This window comes from Lysobacter alkalisoli (genome assembly GCF_006547045.1).
Lineage (GTDB): Bacteria > Pseudomonadota > Gammaproteobacteria > Xanthomonadales > Xanthomonadaceae > Marilutibacter > Marilutibacter alkalisoli.
In genome coordinates this window covers 2,255,258-2,278,770 of the sequence record NZ_CP041242.1, presented here as the reverse complement: position 1 = coordinate 2,278,770, position 23,513 = coordinate 2,255,258, and the positions used below count along the sequence as shown (strand labels likewise).

The 23,513-nt window shown below is 63.8% G+C and carries 23 protein-coding genes and 2 pseudogenes; 15 read left to right on the top strand and 10 right to left on the bottom strand.

Going from position 1 to position 23,513, the window contains the following annotated elements:
• Nucleotides 1-422: 422 nt before the first annotated feature.
• Nucleotides 423-778 (top strand): annotated as a pseudogene (locus tag FKV23_RS17820) (hypothetical protein); the annotation flags it as partial.
• A gap of 742 nt (nt 779-1,520) precedes the next feature.
• Nucleotides 1,521-3,776, top strand: a complete 2,256-nt coding sequence (locus tag FKV23_RS09930) for an NACHT domain-containing protein (RefSeq protein ID WP_141623704.1) — start codon at nt 1,521-1,523, stop codon at nt 3,774-3,776.
• A gap of 94 nt (nt 3,777-3,870) precedes the next feature.
• Here FKV23_RS09930 and FKV23_RS09925 read toward each other — a convergent pair whose 3' ends face one another.
• From FKV23_RS09925 to FKV23_RS09915, 4 genes are all read right to left on the bottom strand, one after another.
• Nucleotides 3,871-4,728 (bottom strand): IS3 family transposase, encoded by an 858-nt coding sequence (locus FKV23_RS09925; protein ID WP_407067623.1) that lies wholly within the window; start codon nt 4,726-4,728, stop codon nt 3,871-3,873.
• On the bottom strand, nt 4,725-5,018 hold the full coding sequence (locus tag FKV23_RS17815; protein ID WP_407067622.1) for a transposase: 294 nt from the start codon (nt 5,016-5,018) through the stop codon (nt 4,725-4,727). Before FKV23_RS17815 ends, FKV23_RS09925 begins: the two co-directional genes overlap by 4 nt.
• A 154-nt stretch (nt 5,019-5,172) precedes the next feature.
• Complete coding sequence (locus FKV23_RS09920) at nt 5,173-5,865, bottom strand: transposase (RefSeq protein WP_141623703.1); 693 nt, start codon at nt 5,863-5,865, stop codon at nt 5,173-5,175.
• Nucleotides 5,866-5,993: 128 nt separating this feature from the next.
• Nucleotides 5,994-6,941: a GlxA family transcriptional regulator gene (locus tag FKV23_RS09915; RefSeq protein ID WP_141623702.1), complete on the bottom strand. Its 948-nt coding sequence runs from the start codon at nt 6,939-6,941 to the stop codon at nt 5,994-5,996.
• 72 nt (nt 6,942-7,013) lie between these two features.
• Between FKV23_RS09915 and FKV23_RS09910 the strand changes: the two genes are divergently transcribed.
• From FKV23_RS09910 to FKV23_RS17810, 6 genes and pseudogenes are all read left to right on the top strand, one after another.
• On the top strand, nt 7,014-7,850 hold the full coding sequence (locus FKV23_RS09910) for an SDR family NAD(P)-dependent oxidoreductase (protein ID WP_244243972.1): 837 nt from the start codon (nt 7,014-7,016) through the stop codon (nt 7,848-7,850).
• A 99-nt stretch (nt 7,851-7,949) separates the two neighbouring features.
• Complete coding sequence (locus FKV23_RS09905) at nt 7,950-8,834, top strand: alpha/beta fold hydrolase (protein ID WP_208543147.1); 885 nt, start codon at nt 7,950-7,952, stop codon at nt 8,832-8,834.
• Between the two features lie 91 nt (nt 8,835-8,925).
• Nucleotides 8,926-9,912, top strand: coding sequence for an acrylyl-CoA reductase (NADPH) (gene acuI / locus FKV23_RS09900; protein ID WP_141623701.1), 987 nt, complete (start codon nt 8,926-8,928; stop codon nt 9,910-9,912).
• A gap of 82 nt (nt 9,913-9,994) precedes the next feature.
• Nucleotides 9,995-10,996: an NADP-dependent oxidoreductase gene (locus FKV23_RS09895; RefSeq protein WP_141623700.1), complete on the top strand. Its 1,002-nt coding sequence runs from the start codon at nt 9,995-9,997 to the stop codon at nt 10,994-10,996.
• Between the two features lie 162 nt (nt 10,997-11,158).
• Nucleotides 11,159-11,398, top strand: a pseudogene (locus FKV23_RS09890) (IS5/IS1182 family transposase); the annotation flags it as partial.
• A complete protein-coding gene (locus FKV23_RS17810; protein ID WP_208543146.1) occupies nt 11,281-11,688 on the top strand; it encodes an ATP-binding protein in 408 nt (135 codons plus the stop codon). The pseudogene FKV23_RS09890 and the gene FKV23_RS17810, both read left to right, overlap by 118 nt.
• A gap of 187 nt (nt 11,689-11,875) precedes the next feature.
• Here FKV23_RS17810 and FKV23_RS09880 read toward each other — a convergent pair whose 3' ends face one another.
• A complete protein-coding gene (locus FKV23_RS09880) occupies nt 11,876-12,322 on the bottom strand; it encodes a VOC family protein (protein ID WP_141623699.1) in 447 nt (148 codons plus the stop codon).
• 222 nt (nt 12,323-12,544) lie between these two features.
• Nucleotides 12,545-12,943: a DoxX family protein gene (locus FKV23_RS09875; RefSeq protein ID WP_141623698.1), complete on the bottom strand. Its 399-nt coding sequence runs from the start codon at nt 12,941-12,943 to the stop codon at nt 12,545-12,547.
• Nucleotides 12,944-13,240: 297 nt separating this feature from the next.
• Between FKV23_RS09875 and FKV23_RS09870 the strand changes: the two genes are divergently transcribed.
• Both FKV23_RS09870 and FKV23_RS09865 read left to right on the top strand, forming a co-directional pair.
• Nucleotides 13,241-13,612 (top strand): MarR family winged helix-turn-helix transcriptional regulator, encoded by a 372-nt coding sequence (locus FKV23_RS09870; protein ID WP_244244173.1) that lies wholly within the window; start codon nt 13,241-13,243, stop codon nt 13,610-13,612.
• 44 nt (nt 13,613-13,656) lie between these two features.
• Nucleotides 13,657-14,052 carry a tautomerase family protein gene (locus FKV23_RS09865; protein WP_141623696.1) on the top strand — a complete coding sequence of 132 codons (396 nt, stop codon included), beginning with the start codon at nt 13,657-13,659 and terminating at the stop codon, nt 14,050-14,052.
• A gap of 414 nt (nt 14,053-14,466) precedes the next feature.
• Here FKV23_RS09865 and ycaC read toward each other — a convergent pair whose 3' ends face one another.
• Together ycaC and FKV23_RS09855 are read right to left on the bottom strand one after the other, a co-directional pair.
• Nucleotides 14,467-15,093 carry an isochorismate family cysteine hydrolase YcaC gene (gene ycaC, locus FKV23_RS09860; RefSeq protein WP_141623695.1) on the bottom strand — a complete coding sequence of 209 codons (627 nt, stop codon included), beginning with the start codon at nt 15,091-15,093 and terminating at the stop codon, nt 14,467-14,469.
• Between the two features lie 197 nt (nt 15,094-15,290).
• Complete coding sequence (locus FKV23_RS09855) at nt 15,291-16,205, bottom strand: pirin family protein (protein ID WP_141623694.1); 915 nt, start codon at nt 16,203-16,205, stop codon at nt 15,291-15,293.
• 122 nt (nt 16,206-16,327) lie between these two features.
• Here FKV23_RS09855 and FKV23_RS09850 point away from each other — a divergent pair, with 122 nt between their 5' ends.
• Nucleotides 16,328-17,233, top strand: coding sequence for a LysR family transcriptional regulator (locus FKV23_RS09850; RefSeq protein WP_141625150.1), 906 nt, complete (start codon nt 16,328-16,330; stop codon nt 17,231-17,233).
• Between the two features lie 99 nt (nt 17,234-17,332).
• Here the strand turns inward: FKV23_RS09850 and FKV23_RS09845 are convergent, their stop codons facing one another.
• Together FKV23_RS09845 and FKV23_RS09840 are read right to left on the bottom strand one after the other, a co-directional pair.
• Nucleotides 17,333-18,268 carry a tetratricopeptide repeat protein gene (locus FKV23_RS09845; protein WP_141623693.1) on the bottom strand — a complete coding sequence of 312 codons (936 nt, stop codon included), beginning with the start codon at nt 18,266-18,268 and terminating at the stop codon, nt 17,333-17,335.
• A gap of 58 nt (nt 18,269-18,326) precedes the next feature.
• Complete coding sequence (locus FKV23_RS09840; protein WP_141623692.1) at nt 18,327-18,509, bottom strand: hypothetical protein; 183 nt, start codon at nt 18,507-18,509, stop codon at nt 18,327-18,329.
• Nucleotides 18,510-18,793: 284 nt separating this feature from the next.
• Between FKV23_RS09840 and FKV23_RS09835 the strand changes: the two genes are divergently transcribed.
• From FKV23_RS09835 to FKV23_RS09820, 4 genes are all read left to right on the top strand, one after another.
• Nucleotides 18,794-19,603: a hypothetical protein gene (locus FKV23_RS09835; protein WP_208543144.1), complete on the top strand. Its 810-nt coding sequence runs from the start codon at nt 18,794-18,796 to the stop codon at nt 19,601-19,603.
• A 58-nt stretch (nt 19,604-19,661) separates the two neighbouring features.
• Entirely contained in the window at nt 19,662-20,993 is a 1,332-nt protein-coding gene (locus tag FKV23_RS09830; RefSeq protein WP_208543143.1) for a metal-dependent hydrolase family protein, read from the top strand.
• A gap of 152 nt (nt 20,994-21,145) precedes the next feature.
• Complete coding sequence (locus FKV23_RS09825) at nt 21,146-21,739, top strand: hypothetical protein (RefSeq protein WP_141623691.1); 594 nt, start codon at nt 21,146-21,148, stop codon at nt 21,737-21,739.
• Between the two features lie 339 nt (nt 21,740-22,078).
• On the top strand, nt 22,079-23,392 hold the full coding sequence (locus FKV23_RS09820; protein WP_141623690.1) for an aminotransferase class V-fold PLP-dependent enzyme: 1,314 nt from the start codon (nt 22,079-22,081) through the stop codon (nt 23,390-23,392).
• Nucleotides 23,393-23,513 lie beyond the last annotated feature (121 nt).

Here is a 23,513-nt window from a genome sequence, read left to right as displayed (position 1 = left end):
CAGGACACCGCCTGCGACGGTGCGCCTGACACGCCGCCCCACCGGGCCGCGCCTTCAACTGCCGGACGCCCGGGACCCGCCGTTGCGCCTGCCGCCCCGGCAAGTGACTTGGCTGCGCTTCATCAGCAGATCATGGCCGTGCACGATGAGGAGCGGCGCTTGCAAGCCGATTACCAGCGTGCCGTGGACGAACTCAGAATACGCGCCAAGAGCATGTCCCTCACCGACGCGGGGGATGAGGTCAAGGCACTAAATGCTGTCTGGCAGCAGCGCATGCAGGCAGCGAGTGCGCGAAGTAAGGCGTTGAGGGACGAGCTTCGGCGCCGCTGCCCGAATGGTGCAATGCTCAACTCAAGAACGCAGCACTGCCCCTGAGTCCTGGTTGTGAGGTTCAGTCAGCAGGAGAGGTACTCCGAATGCAAAAAAAGCACGACGGCAGCCTGCCCCTGATCGGCGCCAACACCTACCTGCCCAAGAAGCACGCCGGCGACGTCGTCACCGAGATCGAACTGATCCGCAGCACAGAAGGCGAGAAGGGCCAGCAGATCGACAACGGTGCCAACTTCCGGTAGCTGCGCAACGCCGCTCTTCTCCCTCCCCTTCAAGGGGAGGGCCGGGGTGGGGATGGGTTTGCCCCCGGCTCGCCTACCTACAATCCACCGCCCGCGAACGCCAGAATGTGTTTGAATCGCTCATGGAGGCCGTGAAGACCCACAGCCCGGAGCAGATCTCGCACGCGTTGTATGAGGTGGGTGGGGAGTATCGTAGGAATATGTGAAACCTGACACGGGAAGATGGGGGGCAACGTGTGAGCGAAATTCTAGTGTTAGTTGACTTCGATAATATCGAAGTAGGGGAGTCGCGCCATGGGCTTGAATACGTAGGCAGAAAGATCCTAAGGTTGTGTGACGGCACGTTGACGGCTGATGCGAGTCGAGTGAGGGTTCGACTCTATGGCGGATGGTATGAGCAGGGTCGAATGACTCGCAATGGGCAGCTACTCACAAGGGAGATTGCGTCGTTGGGGCCCATCACTTTTTTGAGGGAAAGCGGATCCTCCTTGCTGGTCAATCTAGAGCTTGCAAACTCCCTGCTGGCCGATCCGTCAACACTAGTCGACAACACTTTCCGAAGACGCGAGGCGCAGAAGAATCTGAGGTGTAAGCGTTCACCTTGGAGAGGGTGTGCCAACCCTGCTGAGTGTCCATGCGCAGGGTTTGTTCGTTTCTTCGATAGTGGATGTAGCACTGACGGCTGTACGGTTAAAGGCGCTGCTGTGCTTGAGCGTGGTGAACAAAAAGTCGTCGACTCAATGCTGGTGGTTGATCTGATCTACGCATCCCAGAACGGTTTTGGAGTGGCACTAGTTTCTCGGGATGATGATATGTGGCCAGGGCTCCGGTTGGCCGCGTCGACTGGTTCTGGCTTAATACATCTGCTAACCAAGCCCAGTTTTAATCTGCCGAGCTACTACTCTTCCCTCAGGGGCGGTTCCTATACTTGTCTGACGTGGGGGTAATGTGGACGTCAAGGATTTCAAGAGAATTGTTGGGTGTTTCTCGGATTCTCCGAACAGCTTTGTTGGTGCGGATGGCGAATTTGTTCTCCAAACCATCGATGAGACGATCGTCGGTCGTTTTCGGAAGACTGATGGAGTGCTCTATGTCGAAGAGGGTGAGTTGGCTATCCCGGCCCAAGCATGGGTAGTTAAGCGTATTAGCAAGTTACGGCTCTTGGCTGATCGAATCCTAGCAGCTGTTCCAGATCCCGATAATTTTGTAGAACCAGACGCTGCCTATCTTCCTGAGTTGGACTCAACGACAGGCGACTCCGAAGAGGAGCCTCAAGGAGCAGAGGTTCTCTGTCTGCGTCTTCTGGCGCGGCAGACTCCGGGAACTACGCAGATCGTCTACCTCACTTCTGACGCGGGCGAGGGAAAGACCACTCTTATCTCACGACTGTCTCGCGCAGCAGCAGAGAGTTACAAATCAGGGAAGCAGGATTGGATTATCTTGCCTATCCCGCTCGGAGGTAGGGCATTTCTCCGATTCGATGAGGCTGTTCTAGCTGCGTTGATGGGACGTTATCGCTTTCCGTTTTGGTTCTTTGAAAGCTTTGTTGAGCTGGTCAGGATGGGAGTAGTCGTTCCCGCGTTTGACGGGTTCGAAGAGATGATTGTCGAGAACTCGTCTGGTGATGCGCTTTCCGCACTGGGGTCGTTTATTGATCAGTTAAGCTCTGAGGGTAAGGCGCTGTTCGCAGCTCGGAAGGCATTCTTCGAGTACCAGAGCTTTCGCACGCAGGCCCGTCTGTTCGATGCAATAGGCTCAGAACAATCGGTGGCGTTTTCGCGTGTTTCTTTGCATCGATGGACGAGGAAACAATTTGAACAGTATGCCTCACGAAGAGGTCGCAAGGATGGTGCAGAGATATACGATGCGGTTTCCGCGCGGCTCGGCGAGACGCATCCACTGATCACACGTGCTGTGCTTGTGCGAAGACTGTTTGATGTGGCCAAGGATGTGAATGAAGTCGATATTCTCGTGGCTAAGCTTGGCGATACGCCTCAGGCTTATTTTCACGCGTTCGTGCTTGCCATCATCGAGCGCGAGGCGCAAGAGAAGTGGAGGGACACGGCAGATCAAAGACCTCTTCTCACATTGGCAGAGCATCATCGATTGCTCGCGGATGTGGCGAAGGAGATGTGGGTTTCCGGAGTGGATGTGCTTCGCAGTGATCTACTTGACTTTGTCGCGGACCTCTTTTGTGAGGAAGGTAAGAAGTCTCCTAGCGTAGCTCGTCAAGTTAGGGAACGACTGACCCATCATGCCTTGCTTGTTAAGGTCGGTGGCGGTCGGCCTGGGTTCTCATTCGATCACGAAGATTTTCGACAGTTCTTCTTGGGTGTCTCCCTCAGCTTGGCATTGGCTAAGCTAGATGTTGAGTTGCTGCGCTCGCTATTGCGTACGGCATTGATCCCGAGTGTCGCCTTAGATGAGGCTGTTCTCTCTTGCATCAAGGGCGGCACTTCGCATCAATCGCTGACCAGCCTCCTCGTCTCTGTAGTCGCCGGCGAGCTTCCTACCTCGTTTGTGCCTGAGAATGCGGGCAACCTGCTTGTACGCGTGTTGGACGGCGAGGTTGAGTCGGACGGTGGGGAGCGAATCGCGGAAGGGTTTGCTTTCTCGTCACAGTCTCTTGTAGATCGGAAGCTTGCGCGGGTAAGGTTTTTGAAATGTTATTTCGGGCCTACTTCACTCAATGGAACGGTGCTTTCGAGAGTGGCTTTCGAGCACTGCACGTTTGAACGGATAGAATTCGCAAATAGCCGCGTCTTCGAAACATCGTTGAGTGAGTGCGATATTGCGTGTGTTGTGCTTCCAGACGGCGAGTCGACGGTCTATGACCCGGCGGGTATAGATGACGCGCTTCGTAAGGCAGGGTTTTCTGGCATTGGTGATGCGGCAGGTGAGAAATCTGGAAAGGCATCGCCCGATCCAGAGCTTGAGATAGTTTCACGTGCCATGCGTGCATTTATGCGTGCGACTCAACATAATGAGCAGACTCTGCGGGTAAAGTTGGGGGTGGAGGCCCCGGTATTCTTTGATTCGGTTTTGCCTGCCCTTCTCAGGTCAGGCGTCCTAGCTGAAACCGATTACCGGGGGGCTGGTGTTCAAAAGAGGTATCGACTGGCCATGCCGATGAGCCGCATCCAATCAGCGCTGGCGACGGCAGCGGGTGATTTTGAGGCTTTCTGTTCGAAGGTGTCCAGCTGAGCAGGCCCCGAAAGCAAAAAAGGCAAAAAAGGGGTCCAAAAAAAGGAAAAAAAGGGGTCAGGTTGAGCTACCCCCGATTTCTCGGACAGGTTAATTAAGCACTCGCCAGTTGCTCCTGTTCAACCGGCGTCCGATAGCCGAGGCTGCTATGCAGCCGTTGGCGGTTGTAGAAGACCTCGATGTAGTCGAACAGCTTCTGCCTGGCTTCGTCGAGGCCGACGAAGCGCTCATGGTGCGTCAACTCCTGCTTGAGCGAGCTGAAGAAGCTCTCCATTACCGCATTGTCGTAAGGCATGCCCTTGCGGCTCATGCTCGGCTGCAGACCGGCGGCCTTGAGCTGGGTCTGATAGGCGCCGCTGGTGTATTGGCTGCCCTGATCGCTGTGATGGATCGCGCCCGGCGCAGGCTTGCGGCGTTCGACCGCCATCCGCAGCGCGGCGCTGACCAGGGCCTGGTCGGCGCGCTCGCCCATCGCCCAGCCGACGATCTGACGGGTATGCAGGTCGAGGACCGCGGCCAGGTACAGCCAGCCGGCGCGCGTGGGCACAAAGGTGATGTCAGCGACCCAGACCGCGCCCGGCTTGGGGCTGACAAAGGGCCAAGCCAGCAGGTTCGGGGCTGGGGGCACGCGCTGGTAGGTGCCGCGCGTGCGTATATATCGCTGCCGCCGTTTGGCCTGGATCCCATGCTTGCGGCGCAGCCGGCGCACGCGATGCCGACCGCAGGTCTCGCCCTCGCGACGTAGCGCCTGCCACAGTCGCACTGCACCGTAGGTTTGCCGGCTCCGCGCGTGGAGCGCCTGGATGCGTTCCAGCAGCTGCGCGTTCGCCTTGGCGCGCGAACTGGGCCGGCGATCCCGCCAGGCGTAGTAGCCGCTTGTTGAGACGTTCAATGCCCGGCATAGCCGACGCACCGGGTAGCCGGATTGATCCCGGATCCATGCGTACTTCACGGCAGTTCCCGCGCGAAGTACGCCGCCGCTTTTTTTAAGATCTCGTTCTCTTCCTTCAGCCGCGCGATCTCGCGCTTGAGCGCGGCCGGATCGTCGATACCGGCCGGACGACGACCGCTGCCGGCAAAGGCCTGGCTGCCCTTCTTCTCCAGATCCTGCGCCCACTTGTAGAGCCGATTACGCGGGATCCCCAGCTCCCGCGCCACGACCGCCGCTGGCCGATCGCCCGCCTTGAGCAGTCGAACCGCCTCGCGCTTGAACTCCGCCGTGAACCGTTGACGCTTCTGCATCGAACACCTCCATGCGAGGATTGTCCTCGAAAAAAGGGGTCAGGTTCATTTATCCGAAGATTTGGGGCGTCCGCGGGGTCTGACGCTTGCGGATCGCTGGGTCAGGGCTTCGATCTGTTGACGAAAGCGGTCGAAAAGAAAAAAGGGGTCAGGTTCATTTATCCGAAGATTTGGGGCGCCCGCGGGGTCTGACGCTTGCGGATCGCTGGGTCAGCGCTTCGATCTGTTGACGAAAGCGGTCGCTGCCCCAGGCCTTCTGTTGCTGGGTGTGGGCACGAAGGTCGTCTATCTTGTTCGAGCCCAGTTCGGCATTGAACAGTTCGCGGTACGCTAGCTGGCGCTCGATAGCGTTCGCTCCGAGTCCGAGGTAGAGCGGATGGGGAGTGATGCGGGACTCATGTGCGCCAAGGGCGTTGTGGGCATGGCTGGACCAGCGGTAATCCGCGGGTTTCGCCACCATGCCGGCACGGACGGGGTTGAGCTCGATGTAGCGATAGCAGGTGAGCAGGTAGTCGGCGCTGTCGACCAGTGCCGACTTGAAGCGGCCTTCCCAGAGCGTGCCGGTGCGGCGATACCGGGCATTGAAACAACCGACATAGCGTCGGCCAATGGCCTGCATCATCCTTGAGACGGCGCCGATCTCGTGCGGAGTGACCAGCAGGTGCACGTGGTTGGTCATCAGCACGTAGGCGTGCAGGTCGCAGCCATGCTTGAGCGCAGCCTGGCCGAGCTCCTGGCGATAGTGCAGGTGGTCGGCGTCGTCGGCGAAGCAGGCTTGCCGGTCATTGCCGCGTTGCACGATGTGCTGGGCGATACCGGGAAAGTCGAGGCGGGGCAGGCGGGCCATGTCGCATCCATGCGGTGAAGAGACCCCTAGTGTTCGATATCGCTTGCGCCGCGACCATCAGACAACTGCGTGCGCGTATGTAGGAAATGTACCTGACCCCATTTTGGTCACCGTCATCTCGACACGCTTCAGGACCCCAGGCGGGCGTCGCGCCTGAGTGACTGAGGCGGCTTGCCGAAGCCCCGCATGAACGCCTCGCGAAGATGGCGTCGGTCGCGAAAGCCTGTTTCGCGTGCCACCACCTCCAGCGGATGGCGGCTGCGCTCGATCATCAAACGCGCTGCCTCCACGCGCAGACGCTCTACCGCCTTGGCTGGCGACTGGCCGGTCTCGGCCGTGAACACGCGGCTGAACTGGCGCGGGCTGAGGTTCGCGGCCGCAGCGAGTTCTTCCACGCTCAGCGACTGCGCCAGGTGGCCGCGGGCATGCTCCAGCGCCCGCGCGATGCGGTCCGAGCGCGGCGCGAGATTCAGGATCTCCGAATGCTGCGACTGGCCGCCCGAACGGCGCTGATGCATGACCAGCCGGTGCGCCACCGATCGCGCCACGTCGTCGCCCAGGTCCTTCTCGACGAGGCCGAGCGCCAGATCCAGTTCGGCCGTCATGCCGGCCGAGGTCCAGATCGGGTCATCGGCGATGAAGATGCGGTCCGGCTCGACCTGGACATCGGGATACCGCTGTTGCAGTGCGTTCGCATAGGCCCAGTGCGTCGTGGCGCGCCGCCCTGCCAGCAGGCCGGCCTGGGCCAGCACGAAAGCTCCGGTGCACAGGCCTACGGTCCGACGTGCCCGAGCGCTGCACTTTCGCAGCGCACGCAGCAATTCGGATGGTGATGGCGTGGCCAACGGGTCGATCACGCCCACCACCATCCAGGTGTCGGCCGTGCTGCGTGCGGTGAAGGGACGCGTCTGCAGGGCCGTGCCTAGCGATGTCTTCACGCTGCCCCCGGGCATCGAGTGGCAAGTCACCTCGTAGAAGGGCTCGCCCGCCACAAAATTGGCGAACTCGAAGACCGCCTGCGTGGCCAGCGCCATCACCTGGAAGCCGGCCGGCAGGACGTAGCCGATTTTGTGCATGTGCGTCTCCGGAGCCAATGGCATAAAACATGACTATAAGCGTCATTTGCGCCAAACGCTAGACGGTGCAACATGGGTTCCATCGCAACCCCGAAACGGAGCATCACCATGACACAGACGAACCTGGGCACCGCCCTCATCACCGGAGCATCTTCCGGCATAGGCGCCCTCTACGCCGACCGCCTGGCGCGACTCGGCTACGACCTGATCCTCGTCGCCCGCAACCGCGATCGCTTGAACCCGTTGGCTGAGGAAATCACCAGCCGCCACGGCCGCGCGGTGGAGGTCTTTCCCGCCGACCTGAACAACCCGGTGGCGCTGCGCAGCGTGGAGAACAAGCTCAAGCAAGATGCCAGCATCACCCTGCTGGTCAACAACGCCGGCATCGGCACGCACACGCCGCTGCTGGAGAGCGGCGTGGACGAGATGGTGCGCATGATTGACCTCAACGTGACGGCGCTGACCCGGTTGAGCTACGCGGCGGTGCCCGGCTTCGTGGCACGCGGCAAAGGCGCGTTGATCAACATCGCCTCCGCTGTCGCCGTCTCGCCGGAAACCCTCAATGGCGTGTATGGCGGCAGCAAGGCCTTCGTATTGGCCTTCAGTCAATCGCTGCAGCACGAGCTCGCCGGCAAAGGCGTGCGGGTGCAAGCCGTGCTGCCGGGTGCGACGGCCACCGAGTTCTGGGCCCGCGGCGGCCTTCCCGTGGAGCACCTGCCGGCACAGATCGTGATGCGTGCCGAAGACCTGGTGGATGCCGCCTTGCAGGGCTTCGAGCGCGGGGAGTCGGTGACGATTCCTGCACTGCATGACGTGGCTCTCTGGGATGCCTTTGAGGGCGCGCGCAAGGCGATGGCGCCCCAGCTCTCGAGCAACGAAGTGGCATCGCGCTACCAGCCCTTGCGCTGAGTGGCCGCATCGCATTCGGCCTGCGCACCGCTCTGAAATCCGCATGAAGCCGCATGGGGTGCGCCAGCAAGCATCCCTAAAAATAGAAGGAAACCCACCGTGTCACCCACCAGCATTCAATCACTGTCGTCCATCAAGATTCCCGGGACCGAGGAACACTTTCTCGATCCGCTCGGGTCCAGCGAGGGAAGCCTGGGGCGTTTGCGCTATCTCTCGGGCGGAAAGGGGCCAGCGTTGATCTTGCTGCACACGGTGCGCACCCAGGCCGAGCACTTCCGTCACCTGATCCCGCTCGTCAAGGATCGGTACACGGTTTATGCCCTCGACCTTCCTGGAATGGGCTACTCGCAGATCGTGCCGAACGCCTCCTATGAGGAGCCGGCCATGCGCGCGGCGGTCAAGCGCCTCATCACCCGACTCGACTTGCGTGACGTGACGCTGCTCGGCGAATCGATGGGCGCGACGCTCGCCCTCACCACTGCGGCCGATCTGCCCGAGCGGGTGCGGCGTGTCGTGGCCATCAATGCCTATGACTATGCGGGCGGCATCAAGCGGTCCAGCCTGCTGGCCCGGTTCGTCGTGACCGGCGCGCTGGCGCCGGGTGTCGGCCCGACCATCGCGGGCGTCCAACCCAAGCCGATCGTGCGCGCCGTGCTCCGTGGGGGCCTCGGGAACAAGGCCGCCCTGCGCGATGACTACCTCGATGAACTGTTGAAGGTTGGACGTCGGCCCGGCTATCCGGTTGTTGCCCGCGCGGTGTACGGCAACCTGCCCAGCCTCATCGCGGCCCGCGCCCGCTACCCCGAGGTCCGCGCACCCGTGCACCTCATCTACGGAGAGACGGATTGGTCCAGACCCTCGGACCGACAAGCCAACCAGCAGATCCTCCCCGCGGCCGAGTTTGTCCAGGTGCCTGGCGCCGGCCACTTCATCGTCCTCGAGCGGCCGGACGTGGCTGCCAAGGTTTTGAATGACGCGCTGTGACTCGCGAACGTTCCGACACCTACTGCACACGTCGCCTGCGCGCGCAGCTGAACACTCTCGAACAAACCGCTATTTCACAAGGAGCAATGCAATGACATTCAAAGCACTACTGAGCACCCAGTCTGGTGAGGCGATTTCGACCGACCTGGTCGATTTCTCCGAGGCTGATCTGATGCCCGGCGACGTCACCGTCGCGATCGACTACTCGACGGTGAACTACAAGGACGCGGCGGCAATCAGCGGCCGCGCGCCGGTCATCCGCCAGTTCCCACTGATTCCAGGCATCGATTTCGCTGGCGTGGTGGAAACGTCCTCACACCCGGCGTTCGCGCCGGGGGACCGCGTGGTTGCCAACGGCTGGGGCCTGAGCCAGACGCATCACGGCGGCTTCGCGCAGAAGGCCCGCGTCAGTGGTGACTGGTTGATCAAGCTGCCAGACGTGTTCTCGACGCGAGACGCCATGGCCATCGGCACGGCGGGCTACACGGCAATGCTTGCCGTGCTGGCGCTGGAGCATGCTGGCCTGACACCGGACAAGGGCGAGGTGCTGGTGACCGGCGCCGGCGGTGGGTCCGGATCCGTCGCCATCGCGCTGCTGTCCAAGCTCGGCTACCGCGTCGTCGCCTCGACCGGGCGCGCCGAGGAGACGGCCTATCTGCGTGATCTGGGCGCCGTGGAGGTGATTGATCGCCGCACGCTGTCCGAACCGGGCGCGCCGATTGGCAACGAGCGCTGGGCTGGAGCCGTCGACTCGGTGGGTAGCCACACACTGGCCAATGTGCTGGCCCAGATCCGCTACCGCGGCGCCGTGGCCGCGTTTGGCCTGGCACAGGGTATGGACCTTCCCGGCTCGGTCCTTCCCTTCATCTTGCGCAATGTCACGCTGGCCGGCATCGATTCGGTCAACGCACCGCAGGACGTGCGCCTGGCAGCGTGGTCCCGCCTGGCGACGGACCTCGATCTGGGCAAGCTGGCGCGCGCCACCCAGGTGGTCGGCCTCGCGGATGTGCCCGGCCTCGCGGAGCCCGTGCTGCGAGGGCAGGTGCGTGGGCGCACGGTGGTGGACGTGAGTGCCTGAGCTGCGGCAAGGCATCAGTAACTTCGAATCCTGGGTCGCGCGGCTGCCGCCTGACCTTCCATTTCAAGAGAAAGAGATCCCCATGAAAGCCTTCATCATCGACCGCTACGGCAAGAAGGAAGTCGGTCGCCTCGCCGACATGCCTGAACCGGGCATGCAAGACGACGACGTGCTGATCCAGATTCACGCCGCCAGCGTGAACGTGCTGGACCTCAAGATCAGGACTGGCGAGTTCAAGAACGTCATTCCCTACCCCATGCCGCTCATCCTCGGCAACGACGTGGCCGGCACCGTCGTGCGGGTCGGCCGTCTCGTTCGGGACTTCCATGTGGGTGACGAGGTCTATGCCCGTCCCGACGACGACCGGATTGGCACGTTCGCAGAGCTGATCGCGGTCAAGGCCACGTCGGTGGCTCGCAAGCCCGCCAACATCGGCATGGGCGAAGCGGCTTCGCTGCCGCTCGTGGCGCTGACGGCCTGGCAGGTCTTGGTCGAGACGGCCAAGCTGAAGAAGGGGCAGAAGGTGTTCATTCAGGCGGGCTCCGGTGGCGTCGGCACCATCGCGATCCAGTTGGCCAAGCACCTTGGGGCCTGGGTCGCCACGAACACGAGCACGGCAAACGTCGATTGGGTCAAGGCCTTGGGCGCCGATGTGGTCATCGACTACAAGAAGCAGGACTTCGCCACCGAATTGCGTGACTACGACGTGGTGCTCAACAGCCTCGGCAGCGATGAACTGCACAAGTCGCTGCAGGTGCTCAAGCCCGGCGGGCACCTCATCTCGATCTCCGGGCCGCCCACGCCCGGCTTCGCTGCCGAGCGGGGATTCCCCTGGCCGGTGAAGCAGGTGCTGCGTCTGCTGAGCTTCGGCATTCGAAGGAAGGCCAAGGCGCGCGGCGTCAACTATACGTTCGTCCTCATGCGCGCAGAAGGCAAGCAGCTGAGCCAGATCACGGCGCTGGTGGAGAAGGGTGCGATCCGTCCCGTCGTCGACCGATCGTTCACGCTGGACCAGACCGCAGAGGCGCTCGCCTATGTTGAGCAGGGGCGTGCCAAAGGCAAGGTCGTGGTGGAGGTCCGCTGAGAGCGACCCTGAGCTGCCCTCGAACGGATGCGGGCATCAGTTCGCTTGCGACAGCTGCCCCCGCTTTTTTCAAGTCACCGCGCTTAAGGCGACGCTGATTAAGTCCCCCACTTCCGGGTTGACCTGGTACCCCGACGGAATGGGCGTTGGCATGATGAAGGCATGAAGCAAGCAACGCTGGCAGCGGCTGCAGATCAGGGTGCGGAGTCCGAGCGGTCCCGAACGCCCACCAGACGCGATGTGTTCCTGCAGACGATGGACTCCATCGTTCCGTGGGCTGATCTGTGTGCGGTCATCGAGCCCCACTACCCGAAGGCCGGCAAGGGTCGGCCGCCCATCGGGCTGGAGCGCATGCTGCGCATGTACTTCGTGCCGCACTGGTTCAACCTCGCCGACGAGGCGACCGCAAGCTCAAGCGCCTCTTCAGGGCTGCCGCGTTGCCAGAGGCAGCGAGGGCTCAGCGCGGGATGGATCGGGCGCAGATCGCGAGTCTGATCAGCTGCGACTGGATTCGACAGCAGCAGAACCTCATCTTCCAGGGCGCCACCCGCGTGGGCAAGACCTGGCTCGCCTGCGCATCGGCTGGCCAGGCGTGCCGAGTCGACATTCCGGTGCTGTTCTTCCGGGCTAGCGAGCTGTGCAGCACTATTCGAGATCGCGCTCACGAGGCGCGTTGCCGGACCTCAAGCTGACGTCGGTCCCGCGGGTGTGCTGCATCGATTCGAGAATCCGGGGCCCGGTCGGCTGCAGACGATCGACATCCACCACTCGCGGCGCTGGATCCAGGCGGATCTGGACTAGCGGGGGGAAGTCGCCGTCACCCAGCCGTGGTGGATGCACCTGTCGACAGGCCAACGCGCCTGCCCGGGGCCTCCGAACTCAGCCCTGTGCCGGCTTCCAGTCCGCCGACGGCACGGTGTTGACCATCCACGGCACCCCGAAGCGGTCGACCAGCGCACCGTAGCCGGGTGACCAGAAGGTCTCGGCGAACGGCATCACTTGCCTGCCGCCCTCGGACAGCTGTTCGAACCAGCGCCTGGCCTGGTCGATATCGTCGGTGTGCAGGGTGACGTCGAAACCGTTCTTGGGCTTGTCGACGTTGGGAGCCCACTCGACGTCCATGTCGGCGCCCATCAGGGACTGGTCGCCGACGTCCAGCCAGCAGTGCATGAGCCACGTCTTGTACTTCTCGTTGGTGATCGGCATGTCCGGCGGCGCGTCGGAGTAGGGGATGGCAGCGGTGATCTTGCCGCCCAATACGTTGGCGTAGAACTCGAACGCTTCGCGGCATTGTCCCTGGAAGCTCAGGCTGGTGACGATCTTCATGTCATGTCCTCGGTAGCGGGGTGGGTGGGGCAGGCGATGGGTTCTGGTGCAACTGCGCAGGGGTGTCGCATCAAGGGTGTTGCATCAAGCCCTGGCTGTCACCGGGCGGGCCTGCGACCGCGTTGACGGTGGGTGGCATCAGGGCTCGCGGTGCGAGAGGGCACATACGCCCGTTCGACGGATGGCGGGGCGGGGTTTCGACAAGGAGTACTTCTCGCGCCGTTATGGCGCCGTCTTTCGGTTGATAGGAAACAGTTTCCTCAGCCGTGCGTCGCGCAGCCAGAGGCCGCCCCACATGAACAGCCCAAGGTAGAGGCTGAAAAGAACATGGCTGAACAGAGGGCTTTCGGCCCTGACCTGCGTCGCCATCGCGCCGCCGAGCAGGCTCATCATCAGCACCGCACCGAACATGCTGGTGCGCGGGATGAGGTACAGCAACAGGCAGGCCAACTCGATCAGCCCGATCGTGAAGGCATAACCCGGGGGCCAGCCGAGCTGCGCCAGCGTCTGTTCGGCGACCGGCATGCCGAGCAGCTTGGGCGCGATCGATGCGCCGAGCATGAAAAGCGCGAAAAGGCCGGTCGCGATGCGACCGGTCCAGAGCATCTTTGATGTGTTCACGGCATTGCCTCGCGTGGATTGGTTGCGACTCATCTACCCGACGAACGTCGCATCCGCGTTTCGACATGCTGCAACACAAAAAAGGGGCAGGTTCATTTATCCGCTGATCCGGGGCAGCCGCGGAACCTGAGGCCGGCGGAAGACTGTTGAGAAATGAACCTGACTCCATCTCCGGATTCGGGCATCGTCATGCCCGTGCATCGGGTTCTGATATAGTTGCATAGCTAACTAAGTGGTGCTAGTCTCTACCGCATGTTCGATGGCTGCCTATACTTCAATACCGCTGCCTTGTCGCGAATGCTTGAGCGCGTCTGGACGCAGGCATTCAATCCGTTCGGCCTGAGCCCCCCGCAGGCATTCCTGCTGCGTGCGGTGATAGCGCAACCGGGGCAGTTGCAGCGCGAACTGGCCGACGCCATGACCATCACCCGTCCTACCGCGACCCGGCTACTGGATGGGCTGCAACAACGGAAGTTGATCGAACGCCGCAGTTCGGGCAACGACGGCCGCGAGCTGGAAATCCACCCCACCGCCGCCGCGCTGGCGATTGCCAACGATCTCAACCGCGCCAGCGCGGCTGTTACCCGCCGCCTGCAGAAGACGCTCGGGGAAAGGCGCTTCGGCGACGTCGTCGCGGAGATGCGGCAGGTACGCAAGATGCTGGGCTGAACTACGCCCATATAGTTGCTTAGCTAACTAAAAGGAGAACTGACATGCCCATCCTCAACGTCAAGGTTGCCGCGGTGCGCTCGCAGGCACTGTCGAAGGCGATAGCGTCGCTGCTGCAGGACCTGACCGCGCGCGTTCTGCGCAAGGACCCGGCGGTGACCGCCATCGCCATTGATTTCGTCGCCCCCGAGGATTGGTACGCCGGCGGCCGCAGCCTCGCCGAGCAGCGCAAGAGCAGCGTCTATTTCGACATAAAGGTCACCGACGAAACCAATACCAAGGACGAGAAGGCGGAGTTCATCCGCGAGGCCTTCTCCGGGCTGGCCGCCTTGCTCGGAAACCTGCACGAGGAAAGCTATATCCATGTCCATGATGTGCGTGCGGCAGCCTATGGCTACGGCGGCGTCACCCAGGAAGCGCGTTACCACCAGCGCGGCTGACTATCCGGACGTCTGGTCGCCCACCGTGCCAGGTTCCAGATCGAAGCGGCCGCACGCCAGCCGGATCCAAAAATGGAGGCAGGTTCTTTTATCCCCTGATCTGGGCCAGCCGCGGGACCTGAGCCCGGTGGGAAAAAAACAGGGGCAGAGTGCACTTTCCCCACCAGAAAGTGCACTCTGCCCCCTGTGTTCCCTCTGAGCTACCCCCGACTTCCTCGAGCGCATCCAGGTCCTGGCCGAGGCGCTGGCCCCGGTACCGTAGCCCGTAACCTGGGTTGAGCCCAGGGCGAAGCCCAGGCTACGGATTCGGTGGCACCGTGCAGCAGAAGGCGTGGCCCGCATTGCCCACGCCTTCCACTTTCCACCGGCTCCGCCGCGACACTGGCAGAGCCGCCTCAGCTCCAGGATCGACCGCTACTTCTGCGCCGTCAGCGCGTCGAAGCTGGTGATCAGGTTGCGGTAGTCCGGGATGTGTCTGGAGAGCAACGCGGCGAGGCCCTCGATGTCGTTGCGCCAGTCGCGGTGCAGTTCGCAGGCCGCGCCGAACCAGGTCATCAGCTGCGCGCCGGCCTGTGACATGCGGTCCCATGCGGCGTGACGGGTAACCTCGTTGAACGTGCCTGAGGCATCGGTGACCACGAACACGTCGAAGCCTTCCTCGATCGCCGAGAGGGCCGGGAAGGTCACGCAGACCTCGGTCACCACGCCGGCGATGATCAGCTGCTTCTTGCCGGTGGCCTTGACCGCCGCCACGAATTCCTCGTTGTCCCAGGCGTTGATGTTGCCCGGTCGCGCGATGTACGGAGCCTCCGGAAACATCTGCTTCAGCTCCGGCACCAGCGGACCGTTGGGGCCGTTCTCGAAGCTGGTGGTGAGGATGGTCGGCAGCTTGAAGTACCTGGCCAGGTCGCCCAGGGCCAGCACGTTGTTCTTGAATCTGTCCGGCTCGATGTCGCGCACCAGCGACAGCAGGCCGGCCTGATGGTCGACCAGCAGGACGGCGGCATCGTTCTTGTCCAGACGCTTGTAGGGCTTGCTCATGTCGTTCTCCTCATGGTGGTGTTGCGTGAAAGGGGCCAGGCCCCGGGTGACACGCGACGCCGGGCCGGCACCGGCGTCGTGCGGAACAGGAAAGGCGAAACAGGGCGATGCGAAGAAGCGCATCGCCATTCGCTCCGCCGTGGTGCGAGGTGGCGCAGGGTGCCGCAAGGCGGGGCGCGCCGATGAACGCCCGAGGGCTATGCAGGAGGGCCGGGACGTTGGGTGGGGATGGTGTTGCTCTTGCTGGGGCCTCCAACTTGGTCAAACCGCCCACCTTCGTAGTCCGCAATGGCCTGCGAAATCTCCGTCTGCGTGTTCATCACGAAGGGCCCATATCCCACGATCGGCTCCTCGATCGGCTCACCACCCAACAGCAGCAACGTGGCCTCGTTGTTGGCCACCACATCGATCTCACTGCCGTCGCGGTCGAACACCAGCATCTGAGCCTCGCGCGCCACCGCACTGCCGTTGACCAGCACCGTGCCGCGCAGCACCACCAACGCCAGCGTGTGCCCGGCCGGCAGACTGAAGCGCGCATGGCCGCCCTGGTTCAGGCGCAGGTCCCACACGTTCATAGGTGTAAAGGTGCGCGCCGGCCCGCGATGACCCTCGAACTCGCCGGCGATCACCCGTACCCGCCCGGCCTCATCGGCCAGCGGCACGGAAGGAATGTCGGCATCCAGCAGGGTCTGGTAGCCCGGCTCGGCCATCTTGTCCCGCGCCGGCAGGTTCACCCACAGCTGCACCATCTCCAGCGTGCCGCCCCGGCGGGTGAAGGCCTCCGAATGGAACTCCTCGTGCACGATGCCCGAGGCCGCCGTCATCCACTGCACGTCGCCCGGCCCGATGTGGCCGCCGGCGCCGGTGGAATCGCGGTGGTCCACCTCGCCCTGGTAGACGATGGTGACCGTCTCGAAGCCGCGATGCGGGTGCTCGCCCACCCCGCGCCGCCGGGTCCCGGGCTCGAAATTGGCTGGACCGGCGTAGTCCAGCAGCAGGAAGGGGCTCAGATGGCGGCCGTGGCTGTTGTAGGAAAACAGCGAGCGGACCGGGAAGCCGTCGCCCACCCAGTGCGGGTGTGGCGCGCTGTAGGTGCCGAGGACCTTCTTCATGGCTTTCTCCGGTTGGCCCCGACAGGGGGCTGCGTTGCCGGAGAGCATGCGACGGGAACGATAGGTTCGGTAGCTGGCCTGATTTATCCTCACAGTCCTATCTGGTGAACGATGCCTCGGCCATGCAGGACCTCAACGACCTCTACTACTTCGTCCAGGTGGTGGACCACGGCGGCTTCGCCCCCGCCGGCCGCGCCCTGGGCATGCCCAAGTCCAAGCTGAGCCGGCGCATTGCCCTGCTGGAAGAGCGCCTGGGCGTGCGCCTGATCCAGCGCTCCACCCGCCGCTTCGCCGTTACCGAGATCGGCCAGGTCTACCTGGCCCACTGCCGCGCCATGCTGGTGGAGGCCGAGGCCGCACAGGAGGCCATCGACCTCACCCGCACCGACCCCTGCGGCACGGTGCGCCTGAGCTGCCCCGTGGCCCTGCTGGAGACCCGCGTGGGCGCCATGCTGGCCGAGTTCATGGCCGCCAACCCGCGCGTGGATGTGCACCTGGACGCCACCAACCGCCGCGTCGACGTGATCGGCGAAGGCCTGGACTTCGCCATCCGCGTGCGCCCCCCACCGCTGGAGGACAGCGACCTGGTCATGCGCGTGCTGGCCGAACGCAGCCAATGCCTGCTGGCCGCCCCCGCCCTGATCGAAGCCCACGGCCTCCCCTCCACCCCCGCCGACCTCCCGCACCTGCCGAGCCTGGACCTGGGCCAACCCTCGCACGAACACGTCTGGCACCTGTACGGTCCCGACGGCGCCCAGGCCAGCGTCCACCACCGCCCGCGCCTGATCACGCGCAGCATGATGACTCTGCGCACGGCGGCCGCGGCCGGCATCGGCGTGGTGCAGTTGCCGCACATGATGGTCACCGCCGAACTGGCTGCCGGGCAGTTGGTGCCGGTGTTGCCCGAGTGGGCGCCGCGCGCGGAGATCATCCACGCGGTATTTCCCTCACGGCGCGGGCTGCTGCCGGCGGTGAGGGCCTTGATCGAGCATCTGGTGGCAGGGTTTGGGGGGATCGAGGAGGAGTGAGGGGAGGGGCCGTGCCTCGGACGTCCCTGGAGAACAAAAAAACAGAGGATCAGAGTCGGCTTTTTCCTGTTTGACCGTCAGGGACGGATTCCTGAGTTCCTACTCGTCCTCGTCCGGTCCACGCCACCATTCGTGGCCATCTTCCCGTTCGGGGATGTCGCACTCGCGGGTCTCGATGCCATCAATGCGCCGAGACCCGCCGGCGCCAACCCAGTCTTTCAATAGCTTCTCCACCGACTTGCGGCTTTGCGCCGCGATGCCCAGGTTGCGGTCCGGTTGCCATTCGCCGGAATCATCCGCGTCGTGCTGGTGCGGCGTGCCGTAGCTGCAGCGCATGCAGTAGTAGCGGACGGTCTCCGTCCAGTCCTCGGCGTAGCCGATGCCCGGCGCGGTGGCGTCGAGCAGGGCTTGCAGGTCGTCGCGGCTGTCGCAGTTGACGAAGACGACGAAGGTCTGGAACTCCGATGGCACCAGGCGCTGCAGTTCGTTGAATACCGGCACCTTGTGTTCGCCGTCGAACCTGTGGCCGGTGGCCGCGCCGTCGTGCAGGACGATGTCGCCAAAGCGATGCCCGCTTTCCGGCAGTGGGACATTGAGCAGGCGGCCGCGCACCGGGTCGATGCGCCGGATGAACACGGTCTCGCCGCCGTGCCACGGGTTGAGGCGCACCACGGCCACGCCGTAGTCGTCGACGATGGAGCCTTCGCCCTCGGGCACGCGGATGCCGCAAGCGGTCCACAGGCGCCGGACCTGTGGCCAATCGCCGAGCGCAGTGGCGGCGATGGCGGCGTTCCAGTGTTCGGCTTCGCCCGCTTCGTCAGACAGTTCGATGGCGCGGAGGTTGTGGCGGAGCGCCACCGGCCAGTCGAGCATGTATTTGTGCGCCAGCCCGCGCATGTAGTGGTAGTAGGGGTCGTCGGGCTCGCGCTGCAGCAGCGCCTCGAAATGCCGTGATGACTCGGCCAGTGCGCCACGATCCATGGCGTCGTAGGCTTCCTTGCGCAGGGCTTTGAAATCGTCCTGATGGTCAGTCATGCGTCGAGTGCGTTGGCCATTGTGAGGACATCATTGCATGTCCCCGCAGAGTGTCGCCTCAGCGGCACGGCCCCCTGTAGTCGCCGTGACCGAGGTGGGCGTTGATTGCTTCGGGTGGCAGTTCCAGCGTCTTCTTGCCCTTGTGGCAGACCCACTCCTTGCCGGCGGGGCCGACATCTACCGGCAACAGCACGCAGCCGGACAGTGGCAGGACGAGCAGGAGGGCAAGCAGGCATTTCATTCGGGATATATCGCGATGGGATGGTGGCGTGCAGGGTAGTGGCGCGTCCTGCCGCGGCGTCGTGACGGATGTCGTGATTGGCGGAACGTGGAAAAATGGGGTGAGATTGAGCCACCCCTGATTTCTCGGACTGCTTGATTTTCCCCGGTGGCCGGGCGCCGTATGCGATCCAGCCGCCCCACCTTCTGCGAGGAGGTAAGCTACCCAGCGCACGGGCCGCGTGGCGCAATAGCATTCGCGGTATCCCGAAATGACCTTGGCGCTGGGTGTTGCTGCGAGGAATCATGGCGAACGTGAAGGGTTTTCTCACTACTTTCTTCGCGCTTTGTGCAGGCCCGTTGGCGCATGCGGATGCAGGGGGCCACGCTGATTCTGCACAGCCGTCGCCGGCGACGATGGATCGTGCCGACCATGCGCTGCAGGTCACTCCTTATCTGTGGGCGGCCGGTCTGGACGGGAGGCTCTCCCCGTTCCGGCGCGGGTCGACCATCGGTGTCGAGAAGTCGTTCTCCGATGTTGTGGACGGACTGGAATTCGGCGGGTTCGCGAACCTGTGGCTGCGTCGCGACCGGTTCGTGTTCTCCGGCGACGTGATGTACGTCGCCACCTCCGATGACCATGCCTTCGGCCCGCTGCCGCCGCTTCCCGTGCCGGTGCCGCCGAGTACGGTCGTCGACGGCCGCGTCGACAGCCGGCAATTCAACGCGACCGCGCAAGCGGGTTATCGGCTTGTCGAAGCCCAGGACTTCACGCTCGACGCGCTGGCAGGCCTGCGCGCGTGGCGCATCTCCAACGACGTGACCGTCAGCGCCCTGGGTACGTCGCGCAGCTACGGCGAGCGCTTCGATTGGGTGGATCCGGTGATTGGCTTGCGTGCGTTCCGACGCCTGTCGGAGGCATGGTCCCTGCAGGCCCAGCTGGATGCGGGCGGGCTGGGCGTCGGCGCGGATTCGACGTGGTCGGCGCTTGCGACCATCAACTACGTGGCCACCGAACATCTTTCGGTGGCCGCGGGCTACAAGGTGCTCGACGTCGATTACGACCATGGCGGCCACGTCTACGACGCGCGCCTGAAGGGCCGGCGTTCGGGCTGACCTGGCGCTTCTAGGCCAGGGCGGGAATCATGCGGAGAGGATGGAGATGATGATGGTGATGAGCTTGATGCGCCGGTGGTCGATCGTGCTGTTGCTCCTGCCTGCGGCGCTCGCCCATGCACAAACGCCCGCCAGTGGGAGCGAACTGCTGTTCCGCGAGGTTCGCGTGCTGGATACCGCGCGCGGGGTGCTGGGGCCGTCCACCGACGTGCTGGTGCGCGGCAATCGCATCGCCGCCATCGGCGATGGTGTGCAGCCATCGGCATCGGCCCGCGTGATCGAAGGGCGCGGACGCACGCTGATGCCGGGCCTGATCGACGTGCACTGGCACAGCACGTTCACCGCCCTGCCGCAGGCCGACCTGCTGGCGCCGGACGCGTCGCCGGAGAAGCTCACGGCCATCGTCGCGGCCGAATCGCAGCGCACCTTGCTGCGCGGTTTCACCAGCGTGCGCGATGCGGGCGGGCCGATCTTCGAGCTGAAGGCCGCCATCGACGCGGGGAAGGTGCAGGGGCCGCGCATCTGGCCCTCGGGCGCCTTCATCAGCCAGACCGCGGGTCACGGCGACATGCGCCAGCCGCACGAGCGCTCGCGCCGCTTCTTCGGCAAGCCGTCCATGGCCGAGGAGATGGGCGCGACCTTCATCGCCGACGGCCGCGACGAAGTCCTGACCGCGGTGCGCGAAAACCTGCGCATGGGCGCCAGCCAGATCAAGCTGATGGCCGGGGGCGGCACTTCGTCGGCCTACGATCCCATCGACGTCACCCAGTACACCTTCGACGAGCTGCGCGCGGCCGTGGAGGCGGCCGAGGACTGGGGCACCTACGTCATGGTGCATGCCTACACGGCGCGCGCGGTGCGCCGTGCCATCGAGGCCGGGGTGAAGTGCATCGAGCACGGTCAGTTGCTCGACGAGGAGACGCTGGCGTTGATGGCGGAACGCGGCGTATGGCTGTCCACCCAGACCCTGCGGCCGAGCACCGAGGCGTTGGATCCGCTGCGACGCGAAAAACGCAAGCCGGTGATAGAAGGACAGGCGCGCACGATCGCACTGGCCAAACGCGCGGGCGTGCGTATGGCCTGGGGCACGGACTTCCTGTTCGAGCCCGCGCTCAATACCGAGCAGAACGCCTTCATTCTCTTGCTGCGCGAGTGGTTCACCCCGGCGGAGATCCTCCGGATGGTGACCCGTGACAATGCCGATCTGCTGGCGTTGTCAGGCCTGCGCAGCCCCTACGAGGGTCGCTTAGGCGTGGTGGAGGAGGGCGCCTTGGCAGATCTGCTGCTGGTGGACGGCGATCCGCTGCAGGATCTCGATGTCATCGCCGATCCCGCGCGCAACTTCGCGGTAATCGTGAAGGATGGACGCATCGTCAAGGATGCGGACTGAGGAAACAGCAGGGCCAGGTCATTCGCCATTGGGTACCGGCTTCAGAACCGGCCTCAGAGTGGACTTTCCACTGGTCCCAGGCAGCGGTGGTCAGAGTAAACTTTCCCGCTGAACAACTAGGGATAGCCGAACTGCGGCTAAAGGGGAACAGGGTGGAAATCAGGCAGCAGAAGAACTCCAACAAGATCCGCTTCGTCTTCGACGAAGACAGCCTGGGCTACAGCATCGAAGACTCATCGGGTAGCCGCTCGTTCTCGGTGGGCTATACCGACATCAGCCGTGACCGCCAGACCTTGCTGGAGCGCAATCAGTGGTTGGGCAACGTGGGCCTGTTGTGGCTGGCGCTTGGCGCGGCATTGACTGGTTTCAGCCTCATGGGCGACGAAGGGCTGAAGGTCTCGATCTGGCTCTGGGTCGGTGCGGCCTGCTATGCGGTCTATCGCTTTCGCACTACGCGTTTCACCATCGTGCCCACCGACAAGGGCAACCTGTACGTGATCGACGGTGAAGAGGGCCAGCGCATCCTCCAGGAGATCGAATCGCGCCGCGCGGTCCAGTACCGCAACGAGTACGACTTCATGCCCGAGAGCGAAACCCCTGAGCAGCATCGCGCGCGCTTCAAGTGGCTGCACCGCGAGGGCGCCCTGTCCGACGACGATCTCAGGCAGCGACTGGCAACGGTGGACGCACTGGACCCGGCGAGGGTGGAGCAAGCCACCCCGGAACTTGGCGTTCGCCTGAATTGATGTCGAGCCAGGCCCGACATGTGCATTTTGTGAGCGATTAGGGGGCGCCTTGCATCAGTCTGACGACGTCCGAGATTTCTTCCAGAAGCTCGAGCGGCATATGGAGAGGCTCTCGCCAGCGGTGCAATTTGGCTTGCGGCGAGTGCCAATAGGATGGCCAAACAGGGGTCAGAGTAGCTGCAATGCCTGCCCGTAGGTATCGGTCCCGGCAGGGGGTAGAAAAAATTCCACTCTGACCCCGGTTTTGTTTTTGGTTTTTTGGGTAACACCTGTCCGGTTGCGCCTGCTTCGGGCGTTGATCCTGTTGGTGTCCCCGGGGCGAAACGAGGAGAAGCGACGATGGCCGTGACGCGCAGACAGTTCCTGGTGGCACCGGCGATGTTGGCGGCGACGACTGCATTGCCCGGCGGCCTGCTGGCTGCTCTGGCCGCGGAAACGCCGGTCGTGCCGGATTTGTCCGACTGGAGCCGGGTGCGCGCGCAGTTCGCGCTTGATCCGTCCTACGCACACTTCGCGAGCTTCTTCATCGTCAGCCATCCCGCACCCGTGCGCGAGGCGATCGAGGCCTATCGGCGCGCCATCGACCGCAACGCCTTCCGCTTCGTCGAGGAGGCCCTGTTCGAGGACGACGCGCACAATATCCCGTTGCAGGTGCGGACCGAAATGGCTGGCTACCTCGGTGGCCAGGCCGACGAGATCTGCCTCACCCGCAGCACCACCGAATCGCTGGCGCTGGTCTACCACGGCCTGCCGTTGAAGGCCGGCGACGAGGTGCTGGCCACCACGCACGACCACTACTCGCACCACGAGTCGATCCGGCTCGCCACCGAACGGGTCGGTGCGTCGATGCGCAAGGTGTCGCTGTTCGAGGAGGCCGCCGATGCCAGCACCGACCGCATCATCGAGCGGCTGCTCGCGGGCATCGGACCGAAGACGCGCGTGGTCGGCGTGACCTGGGTGCATTCGAGCAGCGGCATCCGCCTGCCGGTCCGCGAGATCGCCTCCGCCCTGAAGACGCGCCACGGCGAGGTGCTGCTGGTGGTCGATGGCGTGCACGGACTCGGCGCGGCCGACGAGACGGTCGCCACGATGGGCGCGGATTATTTCTGCGCGGGCACGCACAAGTGGATGCTCGGGCCGCGCGGCACCGGCCTGATCCAGGCGAGCGCGGACAACTGGGCACGGCTGCGGCCGACGGTTCCCGATTTCAGCGACCTGGAGAGCTATGTCGCGTGGACCGAAAACCGCGCACCGAAGACGCCGACCAACGCCGCCCGCATGACCCCCGGCGGCTTCCATGCATTCGAGCACCAGTGGGCGGCGGCGGCCGCGTTCCGCATGCACAAGGCGATGGGCCGCGACCGGGTCGCCGCCCGCATCCGCGTGCTGAACGACCAGCTCAAGTCCGGGCTGGCCGAGAACCCGAAAGTGAAGATGCATACGCCGCGCAGCGGCGACCTGTCGGCCGGCCTGGTTGCATTCGAAGTAGACGGCGTCAAACCCGAAGAAGTGGTCAGGCAGCTGTTGGCCAAACGCATCATCGCCAGTACCAGCCCTTACGCAGTCACTTACGCGCGCCTTGCGCCAAGCCTGGTGAACACGCCGGAGGAAGTCGACGCCGCCGTTCGCGCCGTGCGCGAGATCTCCGGATGAAGTAAGGGGGTACCAGCGTTGGAAGAGGACGAAGCTCGTCTGTTCCCGGCGCGACGACGGGCCGCCACACCGGAATCCATGCGGTCACCGCATGCTTGCGACTCAGCTATTGCCGCACCTG